The sequence below is a fragment of the Marinilactibacillus piezotolerans genome (assembly GCF_900169305.1).
GTDB lineage: Bacteria > Bacillota > Bacilli > Lactobacillales > Carnobacteriaceae_A > Marinilactibacillus > Marinilactibacillus piezotolerans_A.
Map to the genome: position 1 here is coordinate 28,643 of NZ_FWDP01000003.1, position 24,146 is coordinate 52,788.

The 24,146-nt window shown below is 40.1% G+C and carries 29 protein-coding genes; 11 read left to right on the plus strand and 18 right to left on the minus strand.

Annotation, left to right across the window (positions count from 1 at the left end; all coding sequences use genetic code 11):
- The first annotated feature begins 4 nt into the window (after positions 1-4).
- A complete protein-coding gene (locus tag B6F02_RS02010; protein ID WP_080145744.1) occupies positions 5-226 on the plus strand; it encodes a DUF378 domain-containing protein in 222 nt (73 codons plus the stop codon).
- 88 nt (positions 227-314) lie between these two features.
- On the opposite strand, the gene B6F02_RS02015 is transcribed toward B6F02_RS02010, so the two are convergent.
- Both B6F02_RS02015 and mgsA read right to left on the minus strand, forming a co-directional pair.
- Positions 315-533, minus strand: a complete 219-nt coding sequence (locus B6F02_RS02015) for a hypothetical protein (protein ID WP_080145745.1) — start codon at positions 531-533, stop codon at positions 315-317.
- A gap of 53 nt (positions 534-586) precedes the next feature.
- Positions 587-1,009 carry a methylglyoxal synthase gene (gene mgsA / locus B6F02_RS02020; RefSeq protein ID WP_080145746.1) on the minus strand — a complete coding sequence of 141 codons (423 nt, stop codon included), beginning with the start codon at positions 1,007-1,009 and terminating at the stop codon, positions 587-589.
- Positions 1,010-1,196: 187 nt separating this feature from the next.
- Between mgsA and B6F02_RS02025 the strand changes: the two genes are divergently transcribed.
- From B6F02_RS02025 to B6F02_RS02045, 4 genes are all read left to right on the plus strand, one after another.
- Positions 1,197-1,712, plus strand: a complete 516-nt coding sequence (locus B6F02_RS02025) for a type 1 glutamine amidotransferase domain-containing protein (protein ID WP_080145747.1) — start codon at positions 1,197-1,199, stop codon at positions 1,710-1,712.
- Between the two features lie 783 nt (positions 1,713-2,495).
- Positions 2,496-3,233: a methionine ABC transporter ATP-binding protein gene (locus B6F02_RS02035; RefSeq protein ID WP_080145749.1), complete on the plus strand. Its 738-nt coding sequence runs from the start codon at positions 2,496-2,498 to the stop codon at positions 3,231-3,233.
- Positions 3,226-3,912, plus strand: coding sequence for a methionine ABC transporter permease (locus B6F02_RS02040; RefSeq protein ID WP_080145750.1), 687 nt, complete (start codon positions 3,226-3,228; stop codon positions 3,910-3,912). Before B6F02_RS02035 ends, B6F02_RS02040 begins: the two co-directional genes overlap by 8 nt.
- A 25-nt stretch (positions 3,913-3,937) precedes the next feature.
- Entirely contained in the window at positions 3,938-4,780 is an 843-nt protein-coding gene (locus tag B6F02_RS02045) for a MetQ/NlpA family ABC transporter substrate-binding protein (RefSeq protein ID WP_080145751.1), read from the plus strand.
- Positions 4,781-4,831: 51 nt separating this feature from the next.
- On the opposite strand, the gene B6F02_RS02050 is transcribed toward B6F02_RS02045, so the two are convergent.
- The 4 genes from B6F02_RS02050 to trpX all read right to left on the minus strand — a co-directional run bounded on the left by B6F02_RS02050 (position 4,832) and on the right by trpX (position 9,220).
- A complete protein-coding gene (locus B6F02_RS02050) occupies positions 4,832-5,746 on the minus strand; it encodes a nuclease-related domain-containing protein (RefSeq protein WP_080145752.1) in 915 nt (304 codons plus the stop codon).
- A gap of 752 nt (positions 5,747-6,498) precedes the next feature.
- The gene (locus B6F02_RS02055) at positions 6,499-7,281 is read right to left on the minus strand and encodes an ABC transporter ATP-binding protein (protein WP_080145753.1); all 783 of its coding nucleotides are present in this window, start codon (positions 7,279-7,281) and stop codon (positions 6,499-6,501) included.
- The gene (locus B6F02_RS02060; protein WP_080146068.1) at positions 7,278-8,159 is read right to left on the minus strand and encodes an ABC transporter permease; all 882 of its coding nucleotides are present in this window, start codon (positions 8,157-8,159) and stop codon (positions 7,278-7,280) included. The genes B6F02_RS02055 and B6F02_RS02060 overlap by 4 nt, the downstream gene beginning before the upstream one ends.
- A 14-nt stretch (positions 8,160-8,173) precedes the next feature.
- The gene (trpX, locus tag B6F02_RS02065; RefSeq protein ID WP_080145754.1) at positions 8,174-9,220 is read right to left on the minus strand and encodes a tryptophan ABC transporter substrate-binding protein; all 1,047 of its coding nucleotides are present in this window, start codon (positions 9,218-9,220) and stop codon (positions 8,174-8,176) included.
- A gap of 560 nt (positions 9,221-9,780) precedes the next feature.
- On the opposite strand from trpX, the gene B6F02_RS02070 reads away from it, so the two are divergent.
- The gene (locus B6F02_RS02070) at positions 9,781-10,917 is read left to right on the plus strand and encodes an NAD(P)/FAD-dependent oxidoreductase (protein ID WP_080146069.1); all 1,137 of its coding nucleotides are present in this window, start codon (positions 9,781-9,783) and stop codon (positions 10,915-10,917) included.
- Positions 10,918-10,987: 70 nt separating this feature from the next.
- On the opposite strand, the gene B6F02_RS02075 is transcribed toward B6F02_RS02070, so the two are convergent.
- Complete coding sequence (locus tag B6F02_RS02075; RefSeq protein ID WP_080145755.1) at positions 10,988-11,683, minus strand: phosphatase PAP2 family protein; 696 nt, start codon at positions 11,681-11,683, stop codon at positions 10,988-10,990.
- Positions 11,684-11,952: 269 nt separating this feature from the next.
- Between B6F02_RS02075 and guaC the strand changes: the two genes are divergently transcribed.
- Positions 11,953-12,987: a GMP reductase gene (gene guaC / locus B6F02_RS02080; protein WP_080145756.1), complete on the plus strand. Its 1,035-nt coding sequence runs from the start codon at positions 11,953-11,955 to the stop codon at positions 12,985-12,987.
- Between the two features lie 166 nt (positions 12,988-13,153).
- On the opposite strand, the gene B6F02_RS02085 is transcribed toward guaC, so the two are convergent.
- The 9 genes from B6F02_RS02085 to B6F02_RS02125 all read right to left on the minus strand — a co-directional run bounded on the left by B6F02_RS02085 (position 13,154) and on the right by B6F02_RS02125 (position 18,950).
- A complete protein-coding gene (locus B6F02_RS02085; protein ID WP_080145757.1) occupies positions 13,154-13,597 on the minus strand; it encodes a GNAT family N-acetyltransferase in 444 nt (147 codons plus the stop codon).
- A gap of 214 nt (positions 13,598-13,811) precedes the next feature.
- The gene (locus B6F02_RS02090) at positions 13,812-14,078 is read right to left on the minus strand and encodes a metal-sensitive transcriptional regulator (RefSeq protein ID WP_080145758.1); all 267 of its coding nucleotides are present in this window, start codon (positions 14,076-14,078) and stop codon (positions 13,812-13,814) included.
- Positions 14,078-14,374, minus strand: a complete 297-nt coding sequence (locus B6F02_RS02095; RefSeq protein ID WP_080145759.1) for a rhodanese-like domain-containing protein — start codon at positions 14,372-14,374, stop codon at positions 14,078-14,080. The genes B6F02_RS02090 and B6F02_RS02095 overlap by 1 nt, the downstream gene beginning before the upstream one ends.
- A complete protein-coding gene (locus B6F02_RS02100) occupies positions 14,374-16,026 on the minus strand; it encodes an FAD-dependent oxidoreductase (RefSeq protein ID WP_080145760.1) in 1,653 nt (550 codons plus the stop codon). Before B6F02_RS02100 ends, B6F02_RS02095 begins: the two co-directional genes overlap by 1 nt.
- Positions 16,026-16,331 (minus strand): rhodanese-like domain-containing protein, encoded by a 306-nt coding sequence (locus B6F02_RS02105; protein ID WP_080145761.1) that lies wholly within the window; start codon positions 16,329-16,331, stop codon positions 16,026-16,028. The genes B6F02_RS02100 and B6F02_RS02105 overlap by 1 nt, the downstream gene beginning before the upstream one ends.
- Before the next feature lie 10 nt (positions 16,332-16,341).
- Complete coding sequence (trxA, locus tag B6F02_RS02110; RefSeq protein WP_080145762.1) at positions 16,342-16,668, minus strand: thioredoxin; 327 nt, start codon at positions 16,666-16,668, stop codon at positions 16,342-16,344.
- Between the two features lie 30 nt (positions 16,669-16,698).
- Positions 16,699-17,043 (minus strand): thioredoxin family protein, encoded by a 345-nt coding sequence (locus B6F02_RS02115; protein WP_080145763.1) that lies wholly within the window; start codon positions 17,041-17,043, stop codon positions 16,699-16,701.
- A 665-nt stretch (positions 17,044-17,708) separates the two neighbouring features.
- Positions 17,709-18,251, minus strand: coding sequence for a guanylate kinase (locus B6F02_RS02120; RefSeq protein ID WP_080145764.1), 543 nt, complete (start codon positions 18,249-18,251; stop codon positions 17,709-17,711).
- Positions 18,252-18,287: 36 nt separating this feature from the next.
- A complete protein-coding gene (locus tag B6F02_RS02125) occupies positions 18,288-18,950 on the minus strand; it encodes an undecaprenyl diphosphate synthase family protein (protein WP_080145765.1) in 663 nt (220 codons plus the stop codon).
- Positions 18,951-19,364: 414 nt separating this feature from the next.
- On the opposite strand from B6F02_RS02125, the gene B6F02_RS02130 reads away from it, so the two are divergent.
- The gene (locus tag B6F02_RS02130; RefSeq protein ID WP_080145766.1) at positions 19,365-19,625 is read left to right on the plus strand and encodes a hypothetical protein; all 261 of its coding nucleotides are present in this window, start codon (positions 19,365-19,367) and stop codon (positions 19,623-19,625) included.
- Between the two features lie 74 nt (positions 19,626-19,699).
- Here B6F02_RS02130 and B6F02_RS02135 read toward each other — a convergent pair whose 3' ends face one another.
- Positions 19,700-20,044 carry a thioredoxin family protein gene (locus tag B6F02_RS02135; protein ID WP_080145767.1) on the minus strand — a complete coding sequence of 115 codons (345 nt, stop codon included), beginning with the start codon at positions 20,042-20,044 and terminating at the stop codon, positions 19,700-19,702.
- Between the two features lie 296 nt (positions 20,045-20,340).
- Between B6F02_RS02135 and B6F02_RS02140 the strand changes: the two genes are divergently transcribed.
- The gene (locus tag B6F02_RS02140; RefSeq protein ID WP_080145768.1) at positions 20,341-21,081 is read left to right on the plus strand and encodes a DUF6577 family protein; all 741 of its coding nucleotides are present in this window, start codon (positions 20,341-20,343) and stop codon (positions 21,079-21,081) included.
- A 49-nt stretch (positions 21,082-21,130) separates the two neighbouring features.
- On the opposite strand, the gene B6F02_RS02145 is transcribed toward B6F02_RS02140, so the two are convergent.
- Entirely contained in the window at positions 21,131-22,495 is a 1,365-nt protein-coding gene (locus B6F02_RS02145) for a D-serine ammonia-lyase (protein ID WP_306293710.1), read from the minus strand.
- A 338-nt stretch (positions 22,496-22,833) separates the two neighbouring features.
- Between B6F02_RS02145 and B6F02_RS02150 the strand changes: the two genes are divergently transcribed.
- Both B6F02_RS02150 and B6F02_RS02155 read left to right on the plus strand, forming a co-directional pair.
- The gene (locus tag B6F02_RS02150; protein WP_256864624.1) at positions 22,834-23,592 is read left to right on the plus strand and encodes a threonine/serine exporter family protein; all 759 of its coding nucleotides are present in this window, start codon (positions 22,834-22,836) and stop codon (positions 23,590-23,592) included.
- A gap of 54 nt (positions 23,593-23,646) precedes the next feature.
- Positions 23,647-24,114: a threonine/serine exporter family protein gene (locus tag B6F02_RS02155; protein ID WP_080145770.1), complete on the plus strand. Its 468-nt coding sequence runs from the start codon at positions 23,647-23,649 to the stop codon at positions 24,112-24,114.
- Positions 24,115-24,146 lie beyond the last annotated feature (32 nt).

Sequence of the window (24,146 nt, forward strand, 5' to 3'; positions counted from 1 at the left end):
TATCTTGAAAATACTAGATAGAGCTGCACTAGCGATTCTAATCCTTGGCGGTATCCATTTACTGTTGATCGGACTGATTGGTTTCAACGTAGTGGAATATGTATTCGGCAGCCCAGAAGAATGGGGTACACGAATTACTTACATTGTGATCGGATTGAGTGCTCTATGGTGCTTTAAATACTTTTCGTACACCCCAAGAGGCGGAAGCAGGCTTAGAGACCGCTAGACTGAACTTAAAACTGAAAATGTTTCAAATAAAAAGCCGAGTTACTATGTAATATAATAACTCGCTTTTTTCTTTGCCCTTCATTCAGTTAGCGATTTAATCCATAAACAATTACTCCTGAAATAACTAAGAGAATGCCTGCTATCAGGGCAATCCATCCGCCAATAATATACAAATTCTGGTACAAACGAAAAATTTGATTATCGTCCTTTTTTCGATGCATATTCTGTTCTTTCTTTTTTGGAAATCTCAGCGAGATTCCTCCATAAACCATCAGAATAGCGCCAATAATGATCAATACTTCCATGGTACTTCCTTTCCAACGATTAAATCTGTATGCTTATTTCAAAGTCGGCACTGCTATAATGGCAGATCTTCCCGACCTTTCCCGCGGTAAAGATCACGCCATTCGTAAAACCCGGCATCGAGCCCTCTCAATAGAACTTCTGCAGTTCCGGCATTAGTTGCTAGTGGAATTTCATAAACGTCACTCAAGCGCAGCAGCGCAGAAATATCCGGTTCATGAGGCTGTGAAGTCAGCGGATCACGAAGAAAAATCACCAGATCCATTTTATTATCTGATATGTACGCGCCGATCTGCTGGTCGCCTCCAAGCGGTCCCGATTTAAAACGATGGACATCTAGCCCTGTTTCTTCAATAATTCTTTTGCCGGTCGTTCCAGTCGCAAACAGCGTATGACTTTCAAGGATCGTTTTGTAGGCTGTTGCCAATTTGATCATATCGTCTTTCTTTTTATCATGAGCAATCAATGCAATATTCATCTCTCATCACTCCTTATAAAATCCAGTATTCACGTACCCTGTTTTCTTTATCATACCATATCCCAGTAAACAATTTAGCCTAAATCACTTAATGCAGACACTGACTTTCTCATCATAAGCATTAGATTTGAACCCTGTTTTGAACCGCGGTAAACTGTATATAGAAAATTAAAGGAGGAATTCAATAATGGGTAAAAAAGTTGCAACAGTCATCACCAAATTATTCGAAGATGTAGAATTTACCTCACCAAAAGAAGAACTCGAAAAAGCAGGACATGAAGTTGTCACGATCGGGTTTGAAGCTGGCGAAACCGTTGAAGGTAAAAAAGGCAAAGCTTCCGTTACGATTGATAAAAGTATTGACGACGTTTCTCCAGAAGATTTTGATGCTTTACTCATCCCAGGCGGATTTTCTCCAGATCAGCTCCGTAAAGATGAGCGTTTCTTGAACTTCACTCGTGCATTTGCCGGTGACCAGAAACCGATTTTCTCAATTTGTCATGGACCTCAATTACTGATCAATGCAGAAGTCGTCAAAGGTAAAGACATTACTTCAGTCTCTCAAGTAGCGATTGATCTGAAAAATGCCGGCGCAAATTTCCATGATAAAGAAGTGGTAATTGATGATTCCGGTTTGATTTCAAGCCGTACACCAGATGATTTACCTGCTTTTAACGAAGCTATGGTAAATGCATTACAATAATTACGATTGACTGAGTAAATTATAATGTAGCATACTGAAAACCTTAGTTTATTCTAAGGAAAAACAGACCGTTTATTGCTAAACTATCTATAGTGTAAAAATAAAAAACACTTTTCTTTTCTCCCCCATATATTGAATGAAGTAAAGTACCCCCACTTTATGGAAATTCTTTTGAAAAGAAAATGATTCTATAAAAAGCTGAACTTTCTTTCTCCCCTGATTGAATTGTATATAATGCTTGATATGGAAACACAAAAGACTAGATATGTCTTTATCCCCCATAACCGTCTTTCCTTAGAGGAAAGGCGGTTTTACTTATTGTCAGCTTTTTTAGAATTTGCTGGTTTTTCATGTGTTCATCACAACTTCTTCAAATCTAGGTTCTATACTATAATCATACCCACAACAACCAACTTATTTTTTGATTGACTACTCCTCCAAGTAGTCAATCCATCTCCTTTTTAGCCACCTGCTTCGGCAGGTGGTTTTTTTGCATTTATCGATAAAAAAAAAGTTGCATTTAACGTTACGTACAATTTTGTCTTTTAATTTGTGTGCAGCACTTGCCTTCAACTTCTATAATTCCCTAGACCAAACGCTATTCCACCAACCTTTGTTCTACTATCCTTTTTTTGTCTTATTCCTTTTTCACAAGTCGATATGTCCATAATCGATAGATTTCATTGCAGAATCCTCTTTCGCTCCCTTATAATAAGTCGTGTTTGAATCACTGTTCCTGACGATCGTCAAACACTACTTTAAAAGAAAGAAGTTATTTCTACTATGATTCAATTCCAAAATGTTTCAAAAAAATTCAGCGGTCTAGACGGTCCGGTCAGTGCGCTTGATCAGGTCAGTCTGACGATTGAAGATCATGAATTATTTGGTGTAATCGGTGAAAGCGGCGCAGGAAAGTCGACATTGCTGCGTTTCATTAATGCGTTAGAAAGTCCAGACAGCGGTTCCGTCATTGTTGATGACCGGACAGTTAACCAACTGTCTAAGAAAGCATTGCGTCAGCACCAGAAAGAAATCGGAATGGTTTTTCAGCAGTTTAATTTATTGAGTAACAAAACCGTCCAGCAAAATACAGCGCTGCCTTTGAACCTGCATCGATACGAACATCCTTTATCTGTTGATCAGGTGCTGGAATTTGTAGGGCTGTCTGACAAGAAAAATCAGTACCCTGCTCAGTTGAGCGGCGGTCAAAAACAGCGGGTAGGAATCGCTCGAGCATTGATTTCTCGACCGAAGTTGTTACTTTGCGATGAACCTACTTCAGCATTAGACCAGAATACAACAGAGGAAATCGTAGATGTGTTGAAAAAAGCCCATCAAGAGTTTGGGATGACGATTGTGATTGTTACCCATGAATTGGGAGTCATTAAAGAACTCTGTGACCGAGCAGCGATTATGGAGAACGGAAAAGTTGTCAATATGGTTGAGGTCAAGCGCTCATCAACTGCTAGAAATGTGAAACCTTATCGCGAACGAGCAATGGAGGTGTTGAGCCATGACTGATTTTCTATCCACTTACTTGGAACGGGTCAGTGAATTTGCACCACGTATGATCGAGAGCCTTGGGGAAACCGGGATTATGCTTTCTTTTGCAATGATCGCAGCCATTTTATTAGGTCTGCCCGTAGGAACTCTACTGTTCTTGACGACGCCTGGTCGGCCGATGTCCAATCGCATCTTTAACAGCATGCTCAATATTATTGTCAATATCATTCGCTCCTTCCCGTTCTTGCTGCTCGTCGTCGCCATGCAGCCAGTTATCCGGCAAATCTATGGAAGAGCAACCGGAGACTCTGTAGCGGCATCTTTTCCAATGATCGTCATTGCGATCGCGCTTTATGCTCGCTTTGTTGAACAGTCCCTGCTCGGTGTTCCAAAAGGAATTATCGAAACGGCACAATCAATGGGCGCAACGACCTGGCAATTAATCTGGAAATTTATGTATGTTGAAGCCAGAAGCAGTCTGGTTATCGGGTTCACGACTGCTGTGATCAGTTTTGTTTCTTACTCTACCATTATGGGGGTAGTCGGCGGCGGCGGGATCGGAGATTTTGCCATTCGCTACGGTTATCAACGTTACGAAACAGACATTATGTACACGGCCATTATTTTAATTATCATTCTAGTAGAAATCTTCCAGCGACTGGGATTGAAACTAGCTAAATCAATCGACAAACGGTAACGTTTGATCAAAAGGAGAATTCATTATGTTTAAAAAAAGTTTATTACTTGGAACGACCGCTCTATTGTTAGCTGCTTGCGGAAATGAAGATGCAGCAAACACGGAGTCTGACAGCGCATCTTCAACGGAAGAAGATACTGTGATCAAAGTGGCTTCACACTTGCCCCCAATGACAGATATCGTAGAAATTGCCGGAGATGTTATTGAAGACGGATATTCTGTTGAACTGGTAGAAGTTTCTGACAATATTCAATACAACGAAGCTTTATTAAATGAAGAAGTGGACGCAAACTTTGCACAACACGAGCCATTTATGGAAATGTTCAATGAAGAACGCGACGGTAACTTAGTTGCATTGCAGCCGATCTACAACCCAATCGTTGGATTTTATTCTCCTGTTTATGACTCAATCGAAGAGGTAGAAGACGGTGCTGAAGTAGCGATTCCAAGCGATGCGTCCAACGAAGCTCGTGCGTTAATGATCCTGGACCACTACGAATTGATCACACTAGCTGATGGGGTGGGATTTGAAGCAACAGTTGATGACATTAAAGAAAATCCGCACAACTTAACCTTTACACATGTTGACTTGCTGAATCTGACAGGATCATATGAAGACGGTGTTGAATTAGTCTTCAACTACCCGACTTACATTGAAAGTATTGGTTTAACACCAGACGACGCTTTGATTTTAGAAGATGATGACAAGTATACGTTTGGTATCCAAGTTGTTGCACGCGAAGACAATCAAGACTCTGATGAAATTCAAGCACTCGTAGACGCTTTTACCAGCCAAGAAGTCATGGACTACTTGAACGAACTGGCAGAAAATGGCCACTTAGAACCAGCCTTCGAAGTCAGCGAATAATCTGGATTTAATCGATTTGAAGAAGCTCATCCACTGCCGGATGGGCTTTTTTTAATGATAGTATGTCCCATTGGTGGTTCCGACTGATGTAAAATTTTGTTTTAGGATGCTTCTTATCCTTACTATGTGTCCGACTTCTCCACACCATTCGTACACAATATTGGTCGTAAGAGGGATAGACGGAAATAGGAAATTGAATTCTTCAATACTATTTAAAATAACATCTTTCACTGTGTACCTTTTAAGACAGTTTCGACAGGTACAATACTGTCTTTTAATTTCTAAATTAAATGTATCACACTCAATACAAGATAGACCCTTTTTTAGCGATTGATATTGATAACTCGGCATTTGTTTCTGATAGGGCACATCTTCTTGATGCAATCGCAGAAACTTATTAGCTAAGTAATACTGTTGCTTAGTTAATTGATTACTGTCATCTGACATTTCAGCCAGAAATTTTCCTATTTGCGATGGAAAAATAAATGGATCATCAACTTGTGCTTGATATAGCGTAAAATTAGGGTGAACAAAAATAACATTCGCTTCAATTTTATAATTGCTATTCCAGTCTTGTAATAAAGCTGCGACATTCCTTTTGATTTTGACCAGTTGAATTTTAGGATTAGGAATATCTGTACCCTTCAACGTGGTAAAATCATCAGAATTGAGTATATAACTTCCTTTATAATTTTTGATTTCATTTATATAGATTGTATCTGATGAAATGATTAATGAATCGATTTGAAAAGATACTCCTCTGTTCATAAGCAGCAAATCGTTTAATACAATTATCTCCGCTTCCCTTTGTTCTTTAAGCATCTTGTCAAAGGAAGATTCTCCCTCAAATCCTTTTTCGAGATTTGTCAAAAGCTTTTTATCCGCTTCATTTAGAGTACTTCTTTTATCTAAATAAGTTAAGCCTTTTAACAGCTTAGATTTTTCTCTAATTTTCATGAATTCCATTCTAATCACCTCAATAATAAATTGTTCATTTATCCTTAAACTAATTTATATAATTAGAGAAGTATTTAATTGAGTGTCCCGCATGAATGTGGTGTTTCTTTAAGGTCGTTATATCAAATCCCGGTCTATTTCTAACGATACTTTTCTGTTTTACATTTATCTCGCTGAATTCCATCTCTATTCTTACCGTTATTTCTCTGCTTCCCGTTTATCTCGCTGAATTTCGCCTCTATTCCTAACGTTATTTCTCCGCTTCCCATTTATCTCGCTGAATTCCACCTCTATTCCTAACGTTACTTCTCCGCTTCCTATTTATCTCACTGAATGCTGCTGCTATTCCTAACGTTATTTTTCTTCTTCCCATTTATCTCGCTGAATTCCACCTCTATTCCTAATGTTACTTCTCTGCTTCCTATTTATCTCGCTGAATTCCACTTCTATTCCTAACGTTATTTCCATCTTTTTCATTTATCTCGCTGAATTCCGCCTCTATTCCTAATGTTATTTCCATCTTCTTCATTTATCTCGCTGAATTCCACCTCTATTCCTAATGTTACTTCTCTGCTTCCCATTTATCTCGCTGAATCTCACCCTCACCTCCAAAAACGCCCCCCTCTCTCCAGCCATCAAGCCCGGCAATCATCTCAAACCGTCAATACTCGTCTGCAGACGAGTATTCCCTTTACAAAACACCCGGAAAATGAAAAAACAGCCGAGCGAGTCGGCTGTTTTGCTTTCCTTATTAAACTTTTTCAAATAGTTGGAGTCAGTTTGTCTTCTTCAAATAGTTTCAACAGGTCTTTTAGGGTCATCTGATCTTTTTCCTGTTGGTTCAGGTCTAGTGTGATTTCACCGTCTTTCATAACGATCAGACGATTTCCGTAAACGAGTGCATCTTCCATTTGATGCGTAATCATCATGCAAGTCAGACGTTGTTCTTTAATCAGCTCATCGGTCAGCTGCATCAGTCGTTTCGACGTTTTAGGATCGAGAGCAGCTGTGTGCTCGTCCAGCAGCAAAAGCTCCGGCCGAGACATCGTTGCCATCAGTAAACTCAGCGATTGTCTCTGCCCACCCGATAATTGACCGGCTGGAGTATCGATATGTCGTTCCAATCCGTTACCAATTGAAGCACACAGCTCTTGGTAACCCGCTTTTTGTTTCTTCAATCCGCGCGGCTTCAGCGTCTTCTTCTTTCCTCTAAGTTGAGCTAAGAAGAGGTTTTCCGCTACAGTCATTCTAGGAGCTGTTCCCATTTTAGGATCTTGAAAAACCCGGGAGATATATCCCGCTCTTTTTTCTTCTTTCCAGTTAGTAATGTTTTTTCCATTCAACTGAACCGTTCCGCCTGTTGTTTCTGTTGAACCGGTAATACTATTGAATAAAGTAGATTTCCCGGCCCCGTTCCCACCCAGAACAGTCACAAACTCACCTTCATTTAAAGTGAAATCTACGCTATCCAGGATTTTATTGTCTTCATCGGCCTGATTGGAAATGATTTTGGTCAATTGTTTCAACTCTAGTAATGCACTCACGCTTTTTCTCCTTTCCCGATCAGCGTTCCTAAGTTCAATGAACGTCTAATCTGCGGAATCATCAAGCAGATTGCTAGAATCACTGAACTGTAGATTCGGATATAGGTTGTATCCAGCCCAAGCTGAATAACGCCAAGCAGCAGCAACTGGTATAAGATACTTCCGATGACGACAGCACCTAAACGTTGTCCAAGTTTCAAATTACCAAATAGAACTTCTCCAATGATCAGTGAAGCCAGTCCTATGACAATGACTCCTGTACCACCATTGACGTCAGCGTACCCTAATTCTTGAGCTACCAGCGAACCGGCCAGCGCAATAATTCCATTTGAAATCATTAGACCTAAAATTTTCATTTTATCTGTATGGATACCAAGGGAACGAGCCATTTCTTCATTATCTCCTGTCGCAATGAAGGCTTGTCCCAGTCGGGTATAAAAGAATCCCAGCAACAATATGATCAATAAGGCCAACACGATCATCCCTGTAAAAACGACATCATAGTAGTCTGGCAGTCCTTGGAAAAAGTAGTAAATACGGTCATGATTCAGCAGACTGAGGTTAGGACGCTGCATGATAAACAGGATGACAGAATGGAGTCCTGTCATAACCAGTATTCCAGCTAAAATAACGGGGACTTTTCCTTTAGTGTATAACAGTCCAGTCACAAGCCCTGCTCCCATACCAGCCAGCACCGCAAGCCCCATTGACAGTATGGGAGAAACGCCCGATACAATTGCAGTAACGGCTACAGCAGAGCCTAAAGGAAATGAGCCTTCTGTTGTAAGATCCGGAAATTTCAGTATTCGGTATGTCAAGTACAATCCAATACCCAGCACAGCCCAAATCAGTCCATCAGCGATCGCTGATATGATCAAGCTTATGAACATGGTTATTCCTCTCCTTCTGCTATCGGTTCTACAATTTTACTATTATCTAAAATGTCTTGAGGTATTGTGATCCCCAAATCATCTACTTTTTGTATATTGATCAGCTGGTCTCCGCCTTTAACGATATAGACTGGATATTCTGCGGGATCTTTTCCATCTAAGACTTCTGCAGCCACTCTTCCGGATTCCACACCCAGTTTAGTTTGGCTGATCCCGATTGTTGCCAGACCACCTTGTGCAATCATATTATCTACAGTAGGGATCAGTGGAATATCATAACGGTCTGCTTCACTGACAACTGTGTTAAAAGCACTAGCAATCGTATTATCTGTCGGAAGATAGATAACATCTACTTCATCTGCCATGGTTGCGACCATCTGTTGAATTTCGTTTGTATTAGAAACTTTGTATGTCGTTGCATTCATCCCTAACGCTTCAACAGCTTTTTGGGCTCTTTCGCCTTCTGCACGAGCATTATCTTCTCCGGAACTGTACAGCAATCCAACTTCTTGTGTTTCAGGTAAAATCTCTTTCAAAAATGTAAGTTGATCCTCTACTGGCGCTTTATTCATTACTCCAGTAATATTTCCACCAGGATTTTCAAGTGAGTCTACTAAACCTGAGCCAACCGGATCTGAGACAGCCCCCATAATGACTGGAATGTCACTAGTTGCATTAGAAAGTGCTTGACTCGCTGGTGTACCAATCCCGATCACCAGATCCGCTCCTCCCTCAACGAGTGATTTAGCCATTGTATTCATTAAATTCTGGTCTCCTTGTGCATTTTGGAACTCGATTTCAACGTCTTCTCCTTCTGCATATCCATTCTCTGCTAGACCTTGAATCGTTCCTTCAGTAATCTGATCAAGTGACGGATGACTTGTTGTCTGCAGAATTCCGATTTGCAGTTTTTCTTCTGTTACCGCTTCGCTTTCGGAAGCTTTACTTGCTGTTTCTGTTTCCCCTGAGCCAAGCATGGGAAGAATAAGTCCTCCTGCTAGTACAAGAAATATCAATGCAACTGTTATAATCAAACCTTTTTTCTTCATTTTAATAATCCCTCTCTATTTTAACTTTTTTAAAATCAATATTATTTTTACGTCATCTGTTTTTACAGTTCCAGTCCCAGTCAGATTTCATCTGAACCAACTCCTTCATTGAATGACGATTTTATCAACGGCTTTTCAGCTGAACAAAAAAAGGCAATTCCCACTTAAGTTTCAGTAGTGGAAATTGCCTTTTCAGTCTAAAAAGCAAAAACCACATAGATATCACAAGATCTATGTGGTCGATTATCTAAAATTTCTAGAGAAATAAGCCCGCATAGATACAAAATTTAGAAAATTTCTAAACGTTGCATCCATGAGAGAGTCTCATATCTACAACGATCTACGCCAGCTTTGCCAGTTCATATTCAATTGTACTGTCTGCTTCGCATCGAAGGTCATGAGCTTTCTCCTTTGTCATCTTTAATGTGATTCTCATATTACCTTGTTCTTTTCAGCTTGTCAACTTAAACTCTAAAATTTATATTGATTTTTTTGTACCACTGAAGAAGTTAAAAAAATCATGGTACACTAGTACAGGAGAGAACAGAAAGGTGTTTGTTATGAAGAAAAAGAAAGTAGCTATTGTCGGAGCAGGCATAGTGGGTGCTTCTGCTGCTTACGTATTAAGTAAAGAACCTGATCTGGACATTACGATTTATGATGAAGGAATCGGTCAAGGGACTTCCGCCGCTGCCGGTATCATCAGCCCCTGGTTATCTAAACGCAGAAACAAAAAATGGTACCGGATGGTCAAAGAAGGGGCTGCATTTTATCCGACCTTTTTAAAAGAAGTAGTTTCAGGACAGGACATTCCGCCTGCAGTTTACCGGAAAGTCGGTACGTTGTTATTTAAAAAAAATCCGAAACACTTAGAGGATTTACTGAAAATCGGGATAAAACGGAGAGAAGCAGCCCCGGAAATCGGCTCGCTCGCTATCTTGTCAGCTGAAGAAATCAGAAGTAAAATCCCACTCTATACAGGGACAGCATCTGCGCTCTGGGCTTCGGGCGGCGCGCGAGTAGATGGTCGAAGTTTAGTCGAACTGCTGCTGGAAAAAGCTGTACAGAATGGTGCCCAGTTGAAAAAAGAACGCGTTGAAGCTCTCGGCATAACGGAAAAAAACTATCGACTTCAGACACAGATAGAAGAAGATACGTATGAAGAAGTTGTTCTCGCTATTGCTGCTTGGCTGCCTTCCTTGCTGGAACCTCTAGGGTACAAGGTAGATATCCGCCCGCAAAAAGGCCAACTGATGGAGCTTCAATTATCTCAGACAGATACGCATAATTGGCCGGTCATTATGCCGGAAGGAGAGACGGATATTATTCCATTTGAAGGTGGTCGCCTGATTGTTGGAGCAACGCATGAAAACGATCAAGGATTTGATCTGGAGATCGATGAAGTAATGCTGCAGGAAATGTTGGCTGAAACAGCTGATCTTTTTTCTCATCAGTTAAAAACAGAATCGATCAGCGCCTATCGATCTGGAACCCGTGCCTATACGTCAGATTTTGCGCCTTTCTTCGGACATGTTCCAGGGATGACGGGTGTTTATGCTGCCAGCGGTCTGGGCTCAACCGGCCTCACTGCCGGACCTCTCGTTGGACATGAACTAGCCCAACTGGTTATGAAAAAACCGACAGTATTACCTCTAGAAGATTATCCAATCGAACGATATATAACAGCTGAATGTTGATGACATCCACAAAAAGGGATCGACCACTGCATTGTGATCAATCCCTTTTTTGTCTATATAGACTATTCTATTATGATTTATTTTCTTCTTCCATTCTTGGTTGCTGAGTTAGAGACAGTCCATACATTCCGATACTGAATGCCAACCACATCATCCCTACAGAATATCCCCCAATAATATCAGATGGATAGTGAACGCCCAAGTAAACCCGGCTGATACCAATTAAAGCAATTAAGGATCCAAATAAAAGAATGAAAATCAGGTAAGTTCTTTTCCGCTTCGCTAAACGGATGATTAAAAACAGCAAAGCCCCATAAACAATTATAGATCCCATGGCATGTCCGCTCGGGAACGAGTAGCCGCCTTGTTCAATTAAATGATTGATGACATCTGGCCGCTGCCTTCTGAAAACAGCTTTCAATATCTGATTCAAAATTCCTGCACCTACAATAACTGTCATTGCGTACCAAACTGCTAACCAGATCTGTTTGAACTTAATGATAATTGCCGTACAGACAATGACCGTCACAATCGCAACAAACCAGCCATCGCCCAGTCTTGTAATGACCACAAATACTTGCGTCAACAGGTTTTCTCTTTCATCTCGGACCTCTCTGCCAATCAAATCATCTACGGTTCCGATAATCCCCCATTCAAAGTAACTGGCGATCGCCAAAAGCAAGAACGGGATAATCATAATCAGCCCTAGATAAAACATCGTCTTCGGTTTCCAGAATCCTCTTCTGTATTTATTCAGTTTTTCCAATAGATTTACCCTCCATAAAGCATCCACGCTGCGCTATCCGCTTTCATCTTTTCTTCTGTAAACCCCATTGTCTAATGATTTTGAGTTTTTTTCAAGTATCTTACATTTTATTAAAAACTTCTTTGACTTATGGAGCTGCATTAGGTAAAGTAGTCAAGGGAATCTGAAACACTCCCCTTTTGGACTTTTTTGAATAGGAATGCACGGTCTCTTTTTCAAAAAGGAAAAATAAAAAGTATGACTACTACTAAAGAGGAGTTTAACGTTATATGAAAGTTTTTGATTATGAAGATATTCAGTTGATCCCTGCTAAAGCGGTCGTTTCAAGCCGTTCTGAATGCGACACAACAGTAGAATTAGGTGGACGCCGATTCATGCTGCCTGTTGTACCGGCGAACATGCAGACCGTTGTTGATGAAGAACTCTCTATCTGGTTGGCAAAAAATGAGTACTTCTATGTTATGCACCGTTTTGACGAAGCAGCTCGTGCTGATTTCATCAAGAATATGCATGACCAGGGCTTATTTGCTTCTATCAGTTTAGGTGTAAAAAAAGAAGAATATGATTTCGTTAAAGAACTTGCTGAAAACAATCTTGTACCTGAATACGCAACTATTGATGTTGCACATGGTCACTCTCAAATGGTCATTGATATGATTGCTCACGTTAAGAAATATTTACCGGAAACATTTTTGATTGCCGGAAATGTTGGAACACCTGAAGCGGTTCGTGAATTAGAAAATGCTGGAGCAGACGCTACAAAAGTCGGAATTGGACCCGGTAAAGTTTGTACTACTAAACTGAAAACCGGATTCGGTACAGGCGGATGGCAGCTCGCAGCTGTTTCTCACTGTTCTAAAGCAGCCCGCAAACCGATTATTGCAGATGGCGGGGTCCGTACTCACGGAGATATCGCAAAATCTATGCGCTTTGGCGCGACGATGGTTATGATCGGATCACTATTTGCCGGTCACGATCAATCACCCGGTAAAATGGTTGAAGTCAATGGCCGTCCTTATAAAGAGTATTTCGGTAGTGCTTCTGCTCATCAAAAAGGTGAAAGAAGAAATGTTGAAGGTAAAAAAATGTTGACACCTTATAAAGGTGATATTGCTGACACTTTACTTGAAATGAAGCAAGATTTGCAGTCTTCTATATCTTATTCAGGTGGAGATGATATTGAAGCCTTAAGAAAAGTAGACTATGTTATCGTTAAAAACTCTATCATGAATGGTGAAAATTATAATGCCAGCGGAATCGACGTTCCAGACAGTTTCGCAACTTCATCTAATTTCCAACCATAGAATCTAAAATCAATCACTTACAGTCCACTAGACCGTAAGTGATTTTTTATTACCCTTTTTTATTGATTTCAACATTGATCAGCAGTATAACACTTACCACAGCCTCCATCAGCACACTGACTGATATACGTATATTCGGGAGCGCTTGTTTTGTTTAGTAAGTTGTTTAATCAACTCGCCACTGCATGACGTATTCTGTCTCGCTGGTTTCTTTTTCTATCTGTTCTTTAACAATTTTAAATCCTAAATTGATATAAAACCCTATAGCTGCTTGGTTTTTCTTGTATACTGCTAGCGTTAAGAGACTATTCTCTTGCTTAACCGTATTTAACAATTGTCTTCCTATCCCTTGTGCTCTGTTTTCTCTTTTCACAAAAAGCCCGGCAATATATCCCTCAACCAGTCCCAAAAATGCTGTCACATTGTCTTTTTCATAATAAACGTATAACTCAGCTTCTTCGATGGCTTCATTTACTGCGTTGTACTGTTCTTCCCAATAAAATAGACTTATAAAAGGATGAGCTTCTATATTGGACTCCAGCCAGATGGATAAAATTTCGTCTAGTTCTCTGCGTGAAAGCTGACTGCCTTTCTGCACTTTTTTTATCATGATATTCTTCCCTATTCTTTATAGTTTATATTCAATTTTTATTGGTAAACTACTTTAAATTCTTCAAAAATCACACGATGGTCCTCAGAAAAGTCATTTTCCGATTCTTTCCTATAATCCATTATACGGTTTATTTTAACAAATTCATGGTCTTATTTTTACAAAAAAATGATCTCTCCTCAAATTTAAGAAGAAATCATTTTTTCTAATTTGTTTAGCGGCTTTTCATCAGCAGCTTAATGGCTTGTTGGATTCGTTCGTCTTCTGTAAAGTCTTCGTTTTCGTTTTTGTTATTTTGAATACAGTCTAATAAATTCTCCGCTACAATCAAGCCGATAGCACGGTCCAGACTGGATCTCACAGCTGTTAACTGTGTGACGATCTCAGCGCAGTCCTTCTCATCATCGATCATGTTCAGTACACCTTCCAACTGACCTTTTGACCGCTTGAGCCGATTTACAATCTTGGCATTATATTCCATTAAACCTTGTCTCCCTTCCAAGCAGAGATTCCTCCTAAAATATTTACTGTATCAATTCCTTCAGCTGAAAGACGTTGGCAAGCCATGGCAGAACGCCCGCCAGAATGACACATGACATAATATGGAGTATTTTTATCTAATTGGTTTACGTATTCATCCAGTTTACTTAATGGAATATGTTGTGCTCCCTCTACATGTCCTGTTTCCCATTCATCCAATTCTCTGACATCTATCAATGTGACGTTCTCATTGTTCCATTTATGTTCAAATTCACTCATAGAGATAGATTTATACATTAATTTTCAATCCTTTCTGGTTTAACCATGGAGTAAAGTGCAAATGCCCCATCAAGATTTTTTACATCATACCCGTGTTGCTTCAATATTCTTTCTGCTACGTAACTGCGTAGTCCGCTGTGGCAACTGACGATGAGTGGCTGTTTTTCAGGAAGTTCAGACAGTCGATCTCTTAAACTGTCTAAAGGAATATGCACAGCGTTCTTCATGCGGCCGTTAGCTTTTAGTTCTGACTCACTTCGAACATCCAGCAGCACATGCCCAGCCTGCTGTTTTTCTTCTAATTCATGCCATTGGATCGATTCACTGATACCTTCCAGTATGTTTAATGCAGCATATCCTGCCATATTTACAGGGTCTTTTGCTGAACCAAATGGCGGTGCATAAGTGAATTCCAATTCAGGCAGATCTTTAACTGTCATTTCTGCTTTGATAGCTGTTGCAAGAATATCGATACGCTTATCTATTCCGTCTGTACCAACTGCCTGAGCACCATAGAGTTTTCCGGTTTGCGGATTGAATATCAATTTCAGCAAGATCGTTCCGGCATTCGGGTAGTACCCTGCATGACTTTTCCCTTGTATGTGGACCACATCAAACAACTCTCCTGCCTGTCTCAGCTGGAATTCATTCAATCCTGTTGAAGCCGCAACTTGATCGAACACACGCACGATTGCCGTTCCAATACTTCCTTTGTTTTGACGAGAGATTCCGCTGATTACATCTGAGACTTGCCGGCCTTGTCTGTTTGCTGGCGATGCCAGCGAAATCATTGCATCCTGCTGATTGATCTGCTGCTTGACAACAACTGCATCTCCGACAGCATAGATATCTTTTTGACTGGTTTCATATCTTTCGTCAACAATAATGCCGCCGCGAATGCCTGTCTCGATACCCGCCGTTTCCGCAACACTTGTGTTTGGTTTTACTCCAACAGACAACAATGTCAAATCACTATTCAATTCTTCTCCATTTTCCAGAATGATCGTTTTTCCGTTGTTCTCAAAAGAAAATGCAGCCAGTTCTGTATATACTTTTACCCCATTGTCTTTTAATTCTTTGGTGATATATGCAGCCATCTCTTCATCAAGCGTCGGCAAAACATGTGGCGCTTTCTCGACGATCGTTACATCCATTCCACGGTGCGCAAGACTTTCAGCCATTTCCAGTCCAATAAATCCCGCCCCGATGACGACAGCCGATTTAGGATGTTTCTTTTCAATAAATTCTGATATAGCATCTACATCCGGAACTGATCTCAGCGCAAAGATATTTTCTGCTTCATCCAGTCCATTGATTGGCGGAATAAGCGGGCTGGCCCCTGGAGACAAAATCAATTTATCATAAGATAAGTTGTATTCTTCTGCTTCAGCTTTGACTGTCACTTCTTTTGTTTCTGCATTGATCGAAACAGCTTCACTGTTCGGTCTAACATCCAGATTGAATCTCGCTTTCAGACTTTCAGGCGTTTGAACAAGGAGCTTGCTGCGTTCCTCAATTTCACCTGCCACGTAATAAGGCAGTCCGCAGTTTGCAAAAGATACATACGGCCCTTTTTCTAAAATAATAATTTCTGCGTCTTCATTTAATCTTCTTAAACGAGTCGCTGCAGACATCCCTCCGGCAACTCCTCCGATTATTACAACTTTCACTACATTTTACCTCCCCGTACTGAGCCTTTCCACGCCATCATTCCGCCACGGACATTAACAACATCGACTCCATTTTTCATCAATATTTTTGCTGCTTTTTTGCTGCGCATCCCTGATTGACAGATGACATATACTTTACCCCTTGGGGTATAGTTCTCTACTCTGCTAAGCGGGATATTATTTGCCCCGGGAATATGCCCTCCTCTAAACTCTTGCGGTTCTCTTACATCAATTAGTTGAGGCTGATCAGCCATGATTTTTTCTAGATTTGCTGCAGATATAGATGGGGTTCTTTTAAATAACATATTCATTCACCTATTTGTCTGACTCTGTCATTTTTTCTTGCAGATACCCTTTTAAAACCTCTTTAGGATGGAACCCGACGATTTTTTCTACCGGCTTCCCGTCTTTGTAAAGCACCATAGTCGGTATACTCATAATGCCCAGCTGCCCCGGCGTAACTTGATTTTCATCTATATTCAGTTTAGCGATCTTAATATCTGAGCCGAGCTCTTCCTCTAATTCTTCCAAAACAGGTCCAAGCATTTTGCAGGGTCCGCACCAAGGAGCCCAAAAATCGACTAACGTAAGCCCTTCTTGCACTTCTTTCATTAAGCTTGAATCGGTTACTTTAACTGTCATCTTAGTTTTCCTCTCTATTTTGATTTCATTTTAAAACAAGCTTTGTTCATACATATCCGCTGCTAGCTGAAACTTCTCACGCAAGTCATCCATGACTATAAAGCGAGCTTCACGGATCATTTCTTTACCTTCAATAAACAATAGTAATGCCGGTACAGTGAATACTGTAAATTCTCCTGCAACTTCCGGTACTTCATCTGCACTCACTTGAAGAGTGCGGATTGTCGGAAAATCTTCAAGCATTTCTTCTACTTGAGGTCTGACTACATGGCAGACTCCGCAATTTTCTCTGGATATATACAAGAAAGCAAGCGGATTTGAAGCAATAAAAGTTCTGATTTCCTCAATTGTTTGTGCTTTAGGAAAAGTTGTCATATTTACCCTTCTTTCCATTATTTATTAACTTACAATAAATAAGTTCATAAATACAATATACCCATATGGGTATTATTTGTAAAGACTTTTTACTGTATTTTTCAGATTTCTTCAGATTTCTTGCATATAGAGATTCGGTATAGCCTCTATATAGCATTAAATTGTTAGAAAGCTGGATCAGCACCTACTTTTTTAATTAAGAAATGTTGTTAAGTGTTTTAACTGACTTGCGGCGCTTTTATTCTATTGTTTCATTCATTTCATGTTCAAATAGGCCAATTCGACAGGACTATTTTATAAATCCAAGCTCGCCGGCTGCTTATCCTGCATTCATTGGAGACGAATAAAACCGCGGAGACAATCGTAAGTTGATTGCCTCCGCGGTTTATTATTTACTGGATCTGTTTGTTCCAATCTCCTATTATAATCTCATTCAAAATGATTTCTCGGAACCCTTACAAGCTATAAATACCAAGCTATTTCCTTTTCATTTCGTAGATAATAAAGATCAAATAATATACGATGATTAGAAAAAGCAAGATAAAGAGAGTATAAAACGGCACATCGAATCCTAAATATAGAATCAAAAACAGTATCAGGGAAAACAACGGATACCATACAAGTGTTTTAGGATCAAAATCGGGCTGCGGCATAACCATCTACCCCTACGCAGTAAAGTTTAAGTACATTAAAATTCGATTTACGGTTTCTTCTATGTTGATGTTTTCGATAATAAGATCTGTTCCAGCGGGCGGAACTAACTCATCCTGCTCTTTACTGTGTTGAATTCTCTCCGCAATCTTTTCTTCGCTGTCTCCCCTGTTGCGCATTCGTTCGATCATGGTTTCGGTGGAAATATGAATATACACTACCACCGTTTCATCAGGAAAAAACTTTTTCATAGCTTCCGCTCCATTGCGATCCAGAGAGACATGAACCACATCATGTTCTCTCAATGCATCGCTGACAACCGACTTAGTCAATCCATATACTTTATGATTGTACAAAGTCTGTTCGATAAAATCTTCCGGATTCAATTCTTCAACTGCTCTGAAATGGTAATCTACTCCATCCTGTTCGCCAGATCTAGGTGCTCGCGTCGTCGTGGTCACGAGCTTTGGGATGCCTTTTCTAGTCAAAGCCTCTCCAATAGTCGTTTTTCCGCTGCCGCTTGGTCCTACCATAACAATAATGCACTTGTCTCTCATAAATTCTCTCCTCAGAATGGACTTAGGATCAATGGATCAGCCACCCAGTGTGACATCCGTTTCTTGGTACCAGTTCAAGGCATCATACAAATGCTGATCCTTATAGTCAGGCCAAAATTCATCAATCACATAAATATCTGAATAAACAGATTGAATAGGTAAAAATCCGCTCAATCTGCGGCGTCCGCCCCATCTTAAGACCATATCCATACGCGATACATCTTTAGACGCGATATGATCAATGATATTACCAGAATCAATAGCTGCTTCATGATTCAGAGCATAATTCAGATCCCAGTTCCAACCATAATTGACTAGAAAATTCACTTTCATTTTTCCTTCGCCAAAACGTGTCCGTTTCATAGCATATGGCAGCAGTTCTTTTGGAAAAACTTTTGAATCCGTATTTCCAAGCACCATTAGATCCGCATCTCTTTTTTTCAGTTCATTGACAGAGTCTACGCATGCTTTTTGAAAAGCTTTTGTTTGCAAGGATGGGCGTTTGACATTATCCATTGTAAAACCGTAAAAAGTCATTTCTTCTACGCCTAATTTTAAACAAGCTTCATAAAGATCTAACCCAGGTCCGATCCCGTGATTATACCCATCTTTCTTTTGCAGTCCCTTACCTACTGCCCACCGGCGATTCCCGTCCGGGATTACCCCAATGTGTTTTGGCATGCGTTTAAATGTTTTCATTCTGCTCGTACGTCTCCTTATACTATATTTCCTATCATTTCTATATACATACAACCTCATACTCTATAATACCGTTTTTCAGTCTCTGTATTCAACTCGCACGAATAAAAAAATTCCTTTTCCATATTTCATAGGTTAGGGGAGTTAAACATCTATATTTTTTTGTAACTAAATGGTATAATTAAACAAAAGAAATCGCTATCATTTAGTAATCATTTATTATCGAAAGGTCAGGATGCAAACATGTGAGCTAGGAAAGGTCATTACCGCTTTATTGCAGTTGAATCATCATAAGGCTTCCCGCTATCTTTCTTATCGCTAGGTTCTCGAAAGTCATATCCTGCTCTTTACAATAGAAGTCAGTCACTTGAACAGTTACCCATCCGAACTTTTTTCGATCGAGGAGGATCTGATATGTTTAAAAACGAACGCAACAAGCGTATCTTCCATATCTTCAGCAATATCTTTTTTGCGTTTATCTGGTCATGGATGCTCTACGTTCAATACCAAACTGTTTACTACACTCCGTTTGAAGCCGGCTTCCAGCAAGTCTATATGGTGGTGTTATGGAGCTTCATTGTCATTGCGCTTGGACGAGCTGTATTTCATTACGTTAAACTGCGCACCTACAATGATGCAAAAAAACACATGAATAGACACTCAAAATTCGGCTAATCACCCTTATATATCGCAGCCGTTCCTTATTGCTACAGGAACGGCTGCTTTTTGTATGTCTGTTCACCCTGACTTCAGTACCCTTTGCCATCATACTGTTCTGTAATGCGCTTAAACTGCCCCCGCAAGTCATCCATCACGACAAAACGCACTTCTCGAAACCACTCTTTTCCATCTACATACATCAACAGTGCCGGCGCAGTAAAAACTGTATATTCACCAGCTGCTTCTGGAACTTCATCTACGCTGATTTGAAGTGAAGCAATCATCGGAAAGTCTTCCAACATCTCTTCCACTCGCGGTTTTACTGCTTGGCAAACACTGCAGCTTTCACGAGATATATACAGAAATGCCAAAGGATGTGCATCAATAAACGACTGGACATCTTTAAGAGAGTGGGCACCCTTAAATTCCTTCATGTAACGCCTTCTTCCTAATGGTAATCATTTAACTTTAGCATTCGAAAAAACTTACTGAGTATCAGCTCCTAAATTATAACTCTATAGATATATTTAGTAAGCACTTATGACGTTAAACCGCTTACTAAAAAATAAAATCGTTTATAATTTCTTAGATAAATTCCGAACATTTTTGAAATTTAAGGCGATTTCAGAAGCTTATATTCTACTATTCTTTTATAATTTGCTATAATATTTTTAATGTTAAGAGTACTCCATACTTTTAACAGATTCACATATTGATTGGAGGACACTACATGACAACAACGTTTAAAATTAAAGAACTTAAAAGATACTTAAGAAATCATCAGCCAGTAGATACAAAACAACTGTTGCAATTTTACCGATCCTTCGATTTTTCTCTTAGTTTCAGTACTTTAAGATGGCGTATCCACGAGTTGAAAAAGCGCGAAATCATATACAGTCCGAAGAGAGGGCAGTATGCTTTGCGGGAAAAAGAAGCTTTCCCTCAGTATGAAACCCCTGAAATGAAAGATCTGGCCAGACTGATACAAGTAAACTACCCTGAAGTGAAGTTTTCTATTTTTACAACTGAGTGGTTGACTCGCTTTTCAGATTATACATATCCTTATCATAATTTAGTTGTGGATGTAGAAGGTCAGTCACTGAATAATGTCTTCCAATTAATTAAGCAGCATCATTCAAACGTCTTTTTATCTCCAGATGAAACCAAGTATCGCTACTATCTTTCACCGGATCAAGAAAACATTATTGTAAATCGTTTACATGTTGATGCGCCGCTGAATAATATAGATAGTCACTATTATGTCCCGAAATTTGAAAAACTGATTGTTGACCTAATGATCAATTCACCAATTATTTTAATGATCAGTAAACATGAAATGAAACAAATCCTTACACGTGCTCAAGAGAAGCATCACATAAATTTTTCAACCTTGCGTCGATATGCAAAAAAACGGTATCTGGGCAAACATCCAAAGGACTTCGGTTTATTGAACCACTCATTTATCTCTTGAAGAAAGCCTCGTATGTCAACATTGACATACGAGGCTTTCTCAAGTTTATTTACGCATTAATCAGTGATGCACTGACCGCTTTTCCTTCTGCCAGAAAAGCTTCTTTATTATCCTCAGGAACCATTGACCCGCCTGTTGCCCATGCAATATGTGTTGCTTGTGCTAACTTATTTTTCAAGTTCTTTGATTTTAAATAAGCTTGCCCTTCCGCTGTTTCCAGTAACTTATGAGGACCTGCCAGCCCCGCTACTGCTGCCGGTTCTAAAAAGATTTCTTCTCTATCGTAAAGGTTCCATAATAATCTTTTAAATGTGTCATCCTGTAAGCTGTACCCTGCGCTAAAATAGCTGTGCATCAGCTTCGCTACCAGTCCAGATGTTCTTGGAACTGCCAAGCCATCCGCAACTGTCAATCCACCTAACCCAATTTCTTCTACAGAAATTTCATCATACAGTTTGGATTCCAGCCCCAGCAGCATGCTCGGCATCTTGGTCGGCTCTGCAAAAAAGCAGTGGACATGATCTCCAAATGCTTGCTTCAACCCAAATGTTATCCCGCTTGGTGATCCGCCGATTCCGCAAGGTAAATAGACAAACAAAGGATGGTTTTCATCTACAGTAATATTCTGTCCTGCCAACTGACGCTTCATACGATAGCCGCCGACAGTATAGCCTAGGAATAATTCTTCAGAGTGCTCATCATCCACAAAATAACTGTCTGGATTTGCATTTGATTCTGCTCTGCCTTGTTCGACAGCTTTTGAGAAGTTGGTTTTATGTTCAATCACTTTTACGCCTTTGGACCGCAGATAATCTTTTTTCCATTGTTTGGCTTCAACAGACATATGCACCGTCACGTTGAATCCTAACTTGCTGCCCATTGTTCCTACGCTGATCCCTAAGTTGCCGGTTGTTCCCACAGCAAGGTGGTGTTGAGAGAAAAAGTTTTTGAAAGCATCGCTGGCAAAGATGGCATAGTCTTCATCAATGCTTTTCAGCAGTCCTTTTTCAAGCGCAATCGTTTCTGCATGCTTCAGCACCTCATAAATTGCACCTCTGGCTTTTATCGTTCCAGATATAGGAAGCGTATCATCTCTCTTCAACCACAATTTCCCGTTTAATTGCATTTCGCTGACGTCATTCAACCAGCTTTTCATAGAAGAAATCTCTCTTAATTCTGACTCAATGATGCCGCTGGTTTCTTCAGTCTCTGGAAAAGCGACTCGGATGTAGGCAGCGAATCGCTGTAATCTCGCCTCTGCGTCTTCAATATCTTTTAAAGAATATTTTGTCTGACGGTTCGCAGTCTCTGTTTCAGTATAAGCAGGGTTCATCCAGAACACTTCTTTACCTGAGGCGATTTCTTTAATCATCTGGCTCTGTTCTGTAAACTCTCCTGCAAATTCCTCTGTCATTTTAGTCAATCCTTTCATATTTCAGATTTCTGTCTGTTTATTTTAAGTAGTCACTGACTCTCGGTGCACTTTTGCATCTCGTTTATTGTAGCACACTATTCATTTTGCAAAAGGGATAATTTATTTTCCATCATAAGATTCTCATATTCTTTATATAATTCTGTCAAATCCTCTTTTCACCTTACAAAACTTTGCTGTACCAGCGGAAAATAGACTCGTTGGAAAATATACAAATTTTCCTGTTTGTTTTCTATTTGTTCTCCATCTGTTTTCTATCGATTTTTCAGAATAGAATCGTTATACTAAGCATGATGAGTTTTTAGAAGAGAGGGACCGCAGTGGAAAATTATCCAGTTGCCGATATTTTAGATGTCTGTGTTGAGGCAGGAAGAGTCATGCTTGAAAACGGGGCTGAGACTTACCGAGTTGAAGATACACTTTACCGAATTGCCAAGAGTTACGGGCTGACGTATATTAATGTTTTTGTTGTACCTACTGCATTAATCATAACGGTTCAGGGAAAAGACAAACAAGATCATACAGAGCTTCTGAGAATGACAGACCGACAAACGAATTTAGAGAAAGTATCAAAGGTAAATGATCTTTCCAGACAATTAACGGAAACCATTCTGTCGCCTGATGAAGTAAAGGAGCTGCTGCAAGCTATTAAAGAAACGCCCAGGAACTTCAATCAGAGGCAGCGAAACCTTGCTATAGCATGCGCCTGTGGCTGTTTTCCGCTGTTATTCGGAGGAACCTATAATGATATGCTGCCTTCTTTCATTGCCGGCGGCCTAGGACATCTATTGTTTGATATCGTCAACCGCTGGACGAATGTGAGCTTTTTTGCCGAAATGGTCGCATCCTTTTTTATTGGATTATGTGCGGTTTTTTTCATATCGTTAGGCATTGGGAACAATGTTAATACCGTTATCATCGGCAGTGTAATGTGTCTTGTACCGGGAATGGCCATCACCAATAGTTTCCGGGATCTCATGGCAGGTCATTTACTTGCTGGAGTAGCCGTTGTCGCAAAAGCGCTGCTGACGGCTGGTGCAATCGGTATCGGTATTGCATTAGTATTGACCTTTTTGTAAGGTTCTATTTATCCATCTGAAAGAACTGCTGAATTCAAACAAGGAGTCTTGTCTATGTTACTAGAATATATAACCTATTTCCTGGCTGCTTTTATTGCTACGATCGGTTTTGGCATTTTGTATAATGTGCCGACTAGAACTATCTTTGCTTCCAGTATTGCTGGCGCAGCCGGCTGGGTCATCTATTATTATTTGTCTTTTGAATTGAAGCTGGATTATTTTGTCGGTGCCGGCGTCGCAGCTTTTACCGTAGCCAACTGCAGTCAGTGGTTCGCCCGCTACTATCGGATGCCTGTGATCGTCTTCGCCATCCCCGGTATCATCCCGCTTGTTCCAGGAGGCTCTGCTTATAACATGATGCGGGCATTTATCGAAGGAAATTCTAATCTAGCCTTTATGTTCGCTACGGAAACCTTTCTAGTTTCCGGCGCAATTGCTCTAGGCCTATCTGTCAACAGTGGTTTGCTGCAAGTGTTGTCTTCAAAAACACTGAACCGAAGAGGCAAGCGCTATTTGCCCTGATTTATCATTCAAAAAACCCTCTTTCCCGATAT

Coding starts and splice junctions, on each gene's coding strand:
- B6F02_RS02015 (WP_080145745.1), bottom strand. CDS start 533: ATGGAAGTATTGATCATTATTGGCGCTATTCTGATGGTTTATGGAGGA.
- mgsA (WP_080145746.1), bottom strand. CDS start 1,009: ATGAATATTGCATTGATTGCTCATGATAAAAAGAAAGACGATATGATC.
- B6F02_RS02025 (WP_080145747.1), top strand. CDS start 1,197: ATGGGTAAAAAAGTTGCAACAGTCATCACCAAATTATTCGAAGATGTA.
- B6F02_RS02035 (WP_080145749.1), top strand. CDS start 2,496: ATGATTCAATTCCAAAATGTTTCAAAAAAATTCAGCGGTCTAGACGGT.
- B6F02_RS02040 (WP_080145750.1), top strand. CDS start 3,226: ATGACTGATTTTCTATCCACTTACTTGGAACGGGTCAGTGAATTTGCA.
- B6F02_RS02045 (WP_080145751.1), top strand. CDS start 3,938: ATGTTTAAAAAAAGTTTATTACTTGGAACGACCGCTCTATTGTTAGCT.
- B6F02_RS02050 (WP_080145752.1), bottom strand. CDS start 5,746: ATGGAATTCATGAAAATTAGAGAAAAATCTAAGCTGTTAAAAGGCTTA.
- trpX (WP_080145754.1), bottom strand. CDS start 9,220: ATGAAGAAAAAAGGTTTGATTATAACAGTTGCATTGATATTTCTTGTA.
- B6F02_RS02070 (WP_080146069.1), top strand. CDS start 9,781: ATGAAGAAAAAGAAAGTAGCTATTGTCGGAGCAGGCATAGTGGGTGCT.
- guaC (WP_080145756.1), top strand. CDS start 11,953: ATGAAAGTTTTTGATTATGAAGATATTCAGTTGATCCCTGCTAAAGCG.
- B6F02_RS02085 (WP_080145757.1), bottom strand. CDS start 13,597: ATGATAAAAAAAGTGCAGAAAGGCAGTCAGCTTTCACGCAGAGAACTA.
- B6F02_RS02090 (WP_080145758.1), bottom strand. CDS start 14,078: ATGGAATATAATGCCAAGATTGTAAATCGGCTCAAGCGGTCAAAAGGT.
- B6F02_RS02095 (WP_080145759.1), bottom strand. CDS start 14,374: ATGTATAAATCTATCTCTATGAGTGAATTTGAACATAAATGGAACAAT.
- B6F02_RS02105 (WP_080145761.1), bottom strand. CDS start 16,331: ATGTTATTTAAAAGAACCCCATCTATATCTGCAGCAAATCTAGAAAAA.
- trxA (WP_080145762.1), bottom strand. CDS start 16,668: ATGACAGTTAAAGTAACCGATTCAAGCTTAATGAAAGAAGTGCAAGAA.
- B6F02_RS02115 (WP_080145763.1), bottom strand. CDS start 17,043: ATGACAACTTTTCCTAAAGCACAAACAATTGAGGAAATCAGAACTTTT.
- B6F02_RS02120 (WP_080145764.1), bottom strand. CDS start 18,251: ATGAGAGACAAGTGCATTATTGTTATGGTAGGACCAAGCGGCAGCGGA.
- B6F02_RS02125 (WP_080145765.1), bottom strand. CDS start 18,950: ATGAAAACATTTAAACGCATGCCAAAACACATTGGGGTAATCCCGGAC.
- B6F02_RS02130 (WP_080145766.1), top strand. CDS start 19,365: ATGTTTAAAAACGAACGCAACAAGCGTATCTTCCATATCTTCAGCAAT.
- B6F02_RS02135 (WP_080145767.1), bottom strand. CDS start 20,044: ATGAAGGAATTTAAGGGTGCCCACTCTCTTAAAGATGTCCAGTCGTTT.
- B6F02_RS02140 (WP_080145768.1), top strand. CDS start 20,341: ATGACAACAACGTTTAAAATTAAAGAACTTAAAAGATACTTAAGAAAT.
- B6F02_RS02145 (WP_306293710.1), bottom strand. CDS start 22,495: ATGACAGAGGAATTTGCAGGAGAGTTTACAGAACAGAGCCAGATGATT.
- B6F02_RS02155 (WP_080145770.1), top strand. CDS start 23,647: ATGTTACTAGAATATATAACCTATTTCCTGGCTGCTTTTATTGCTACG.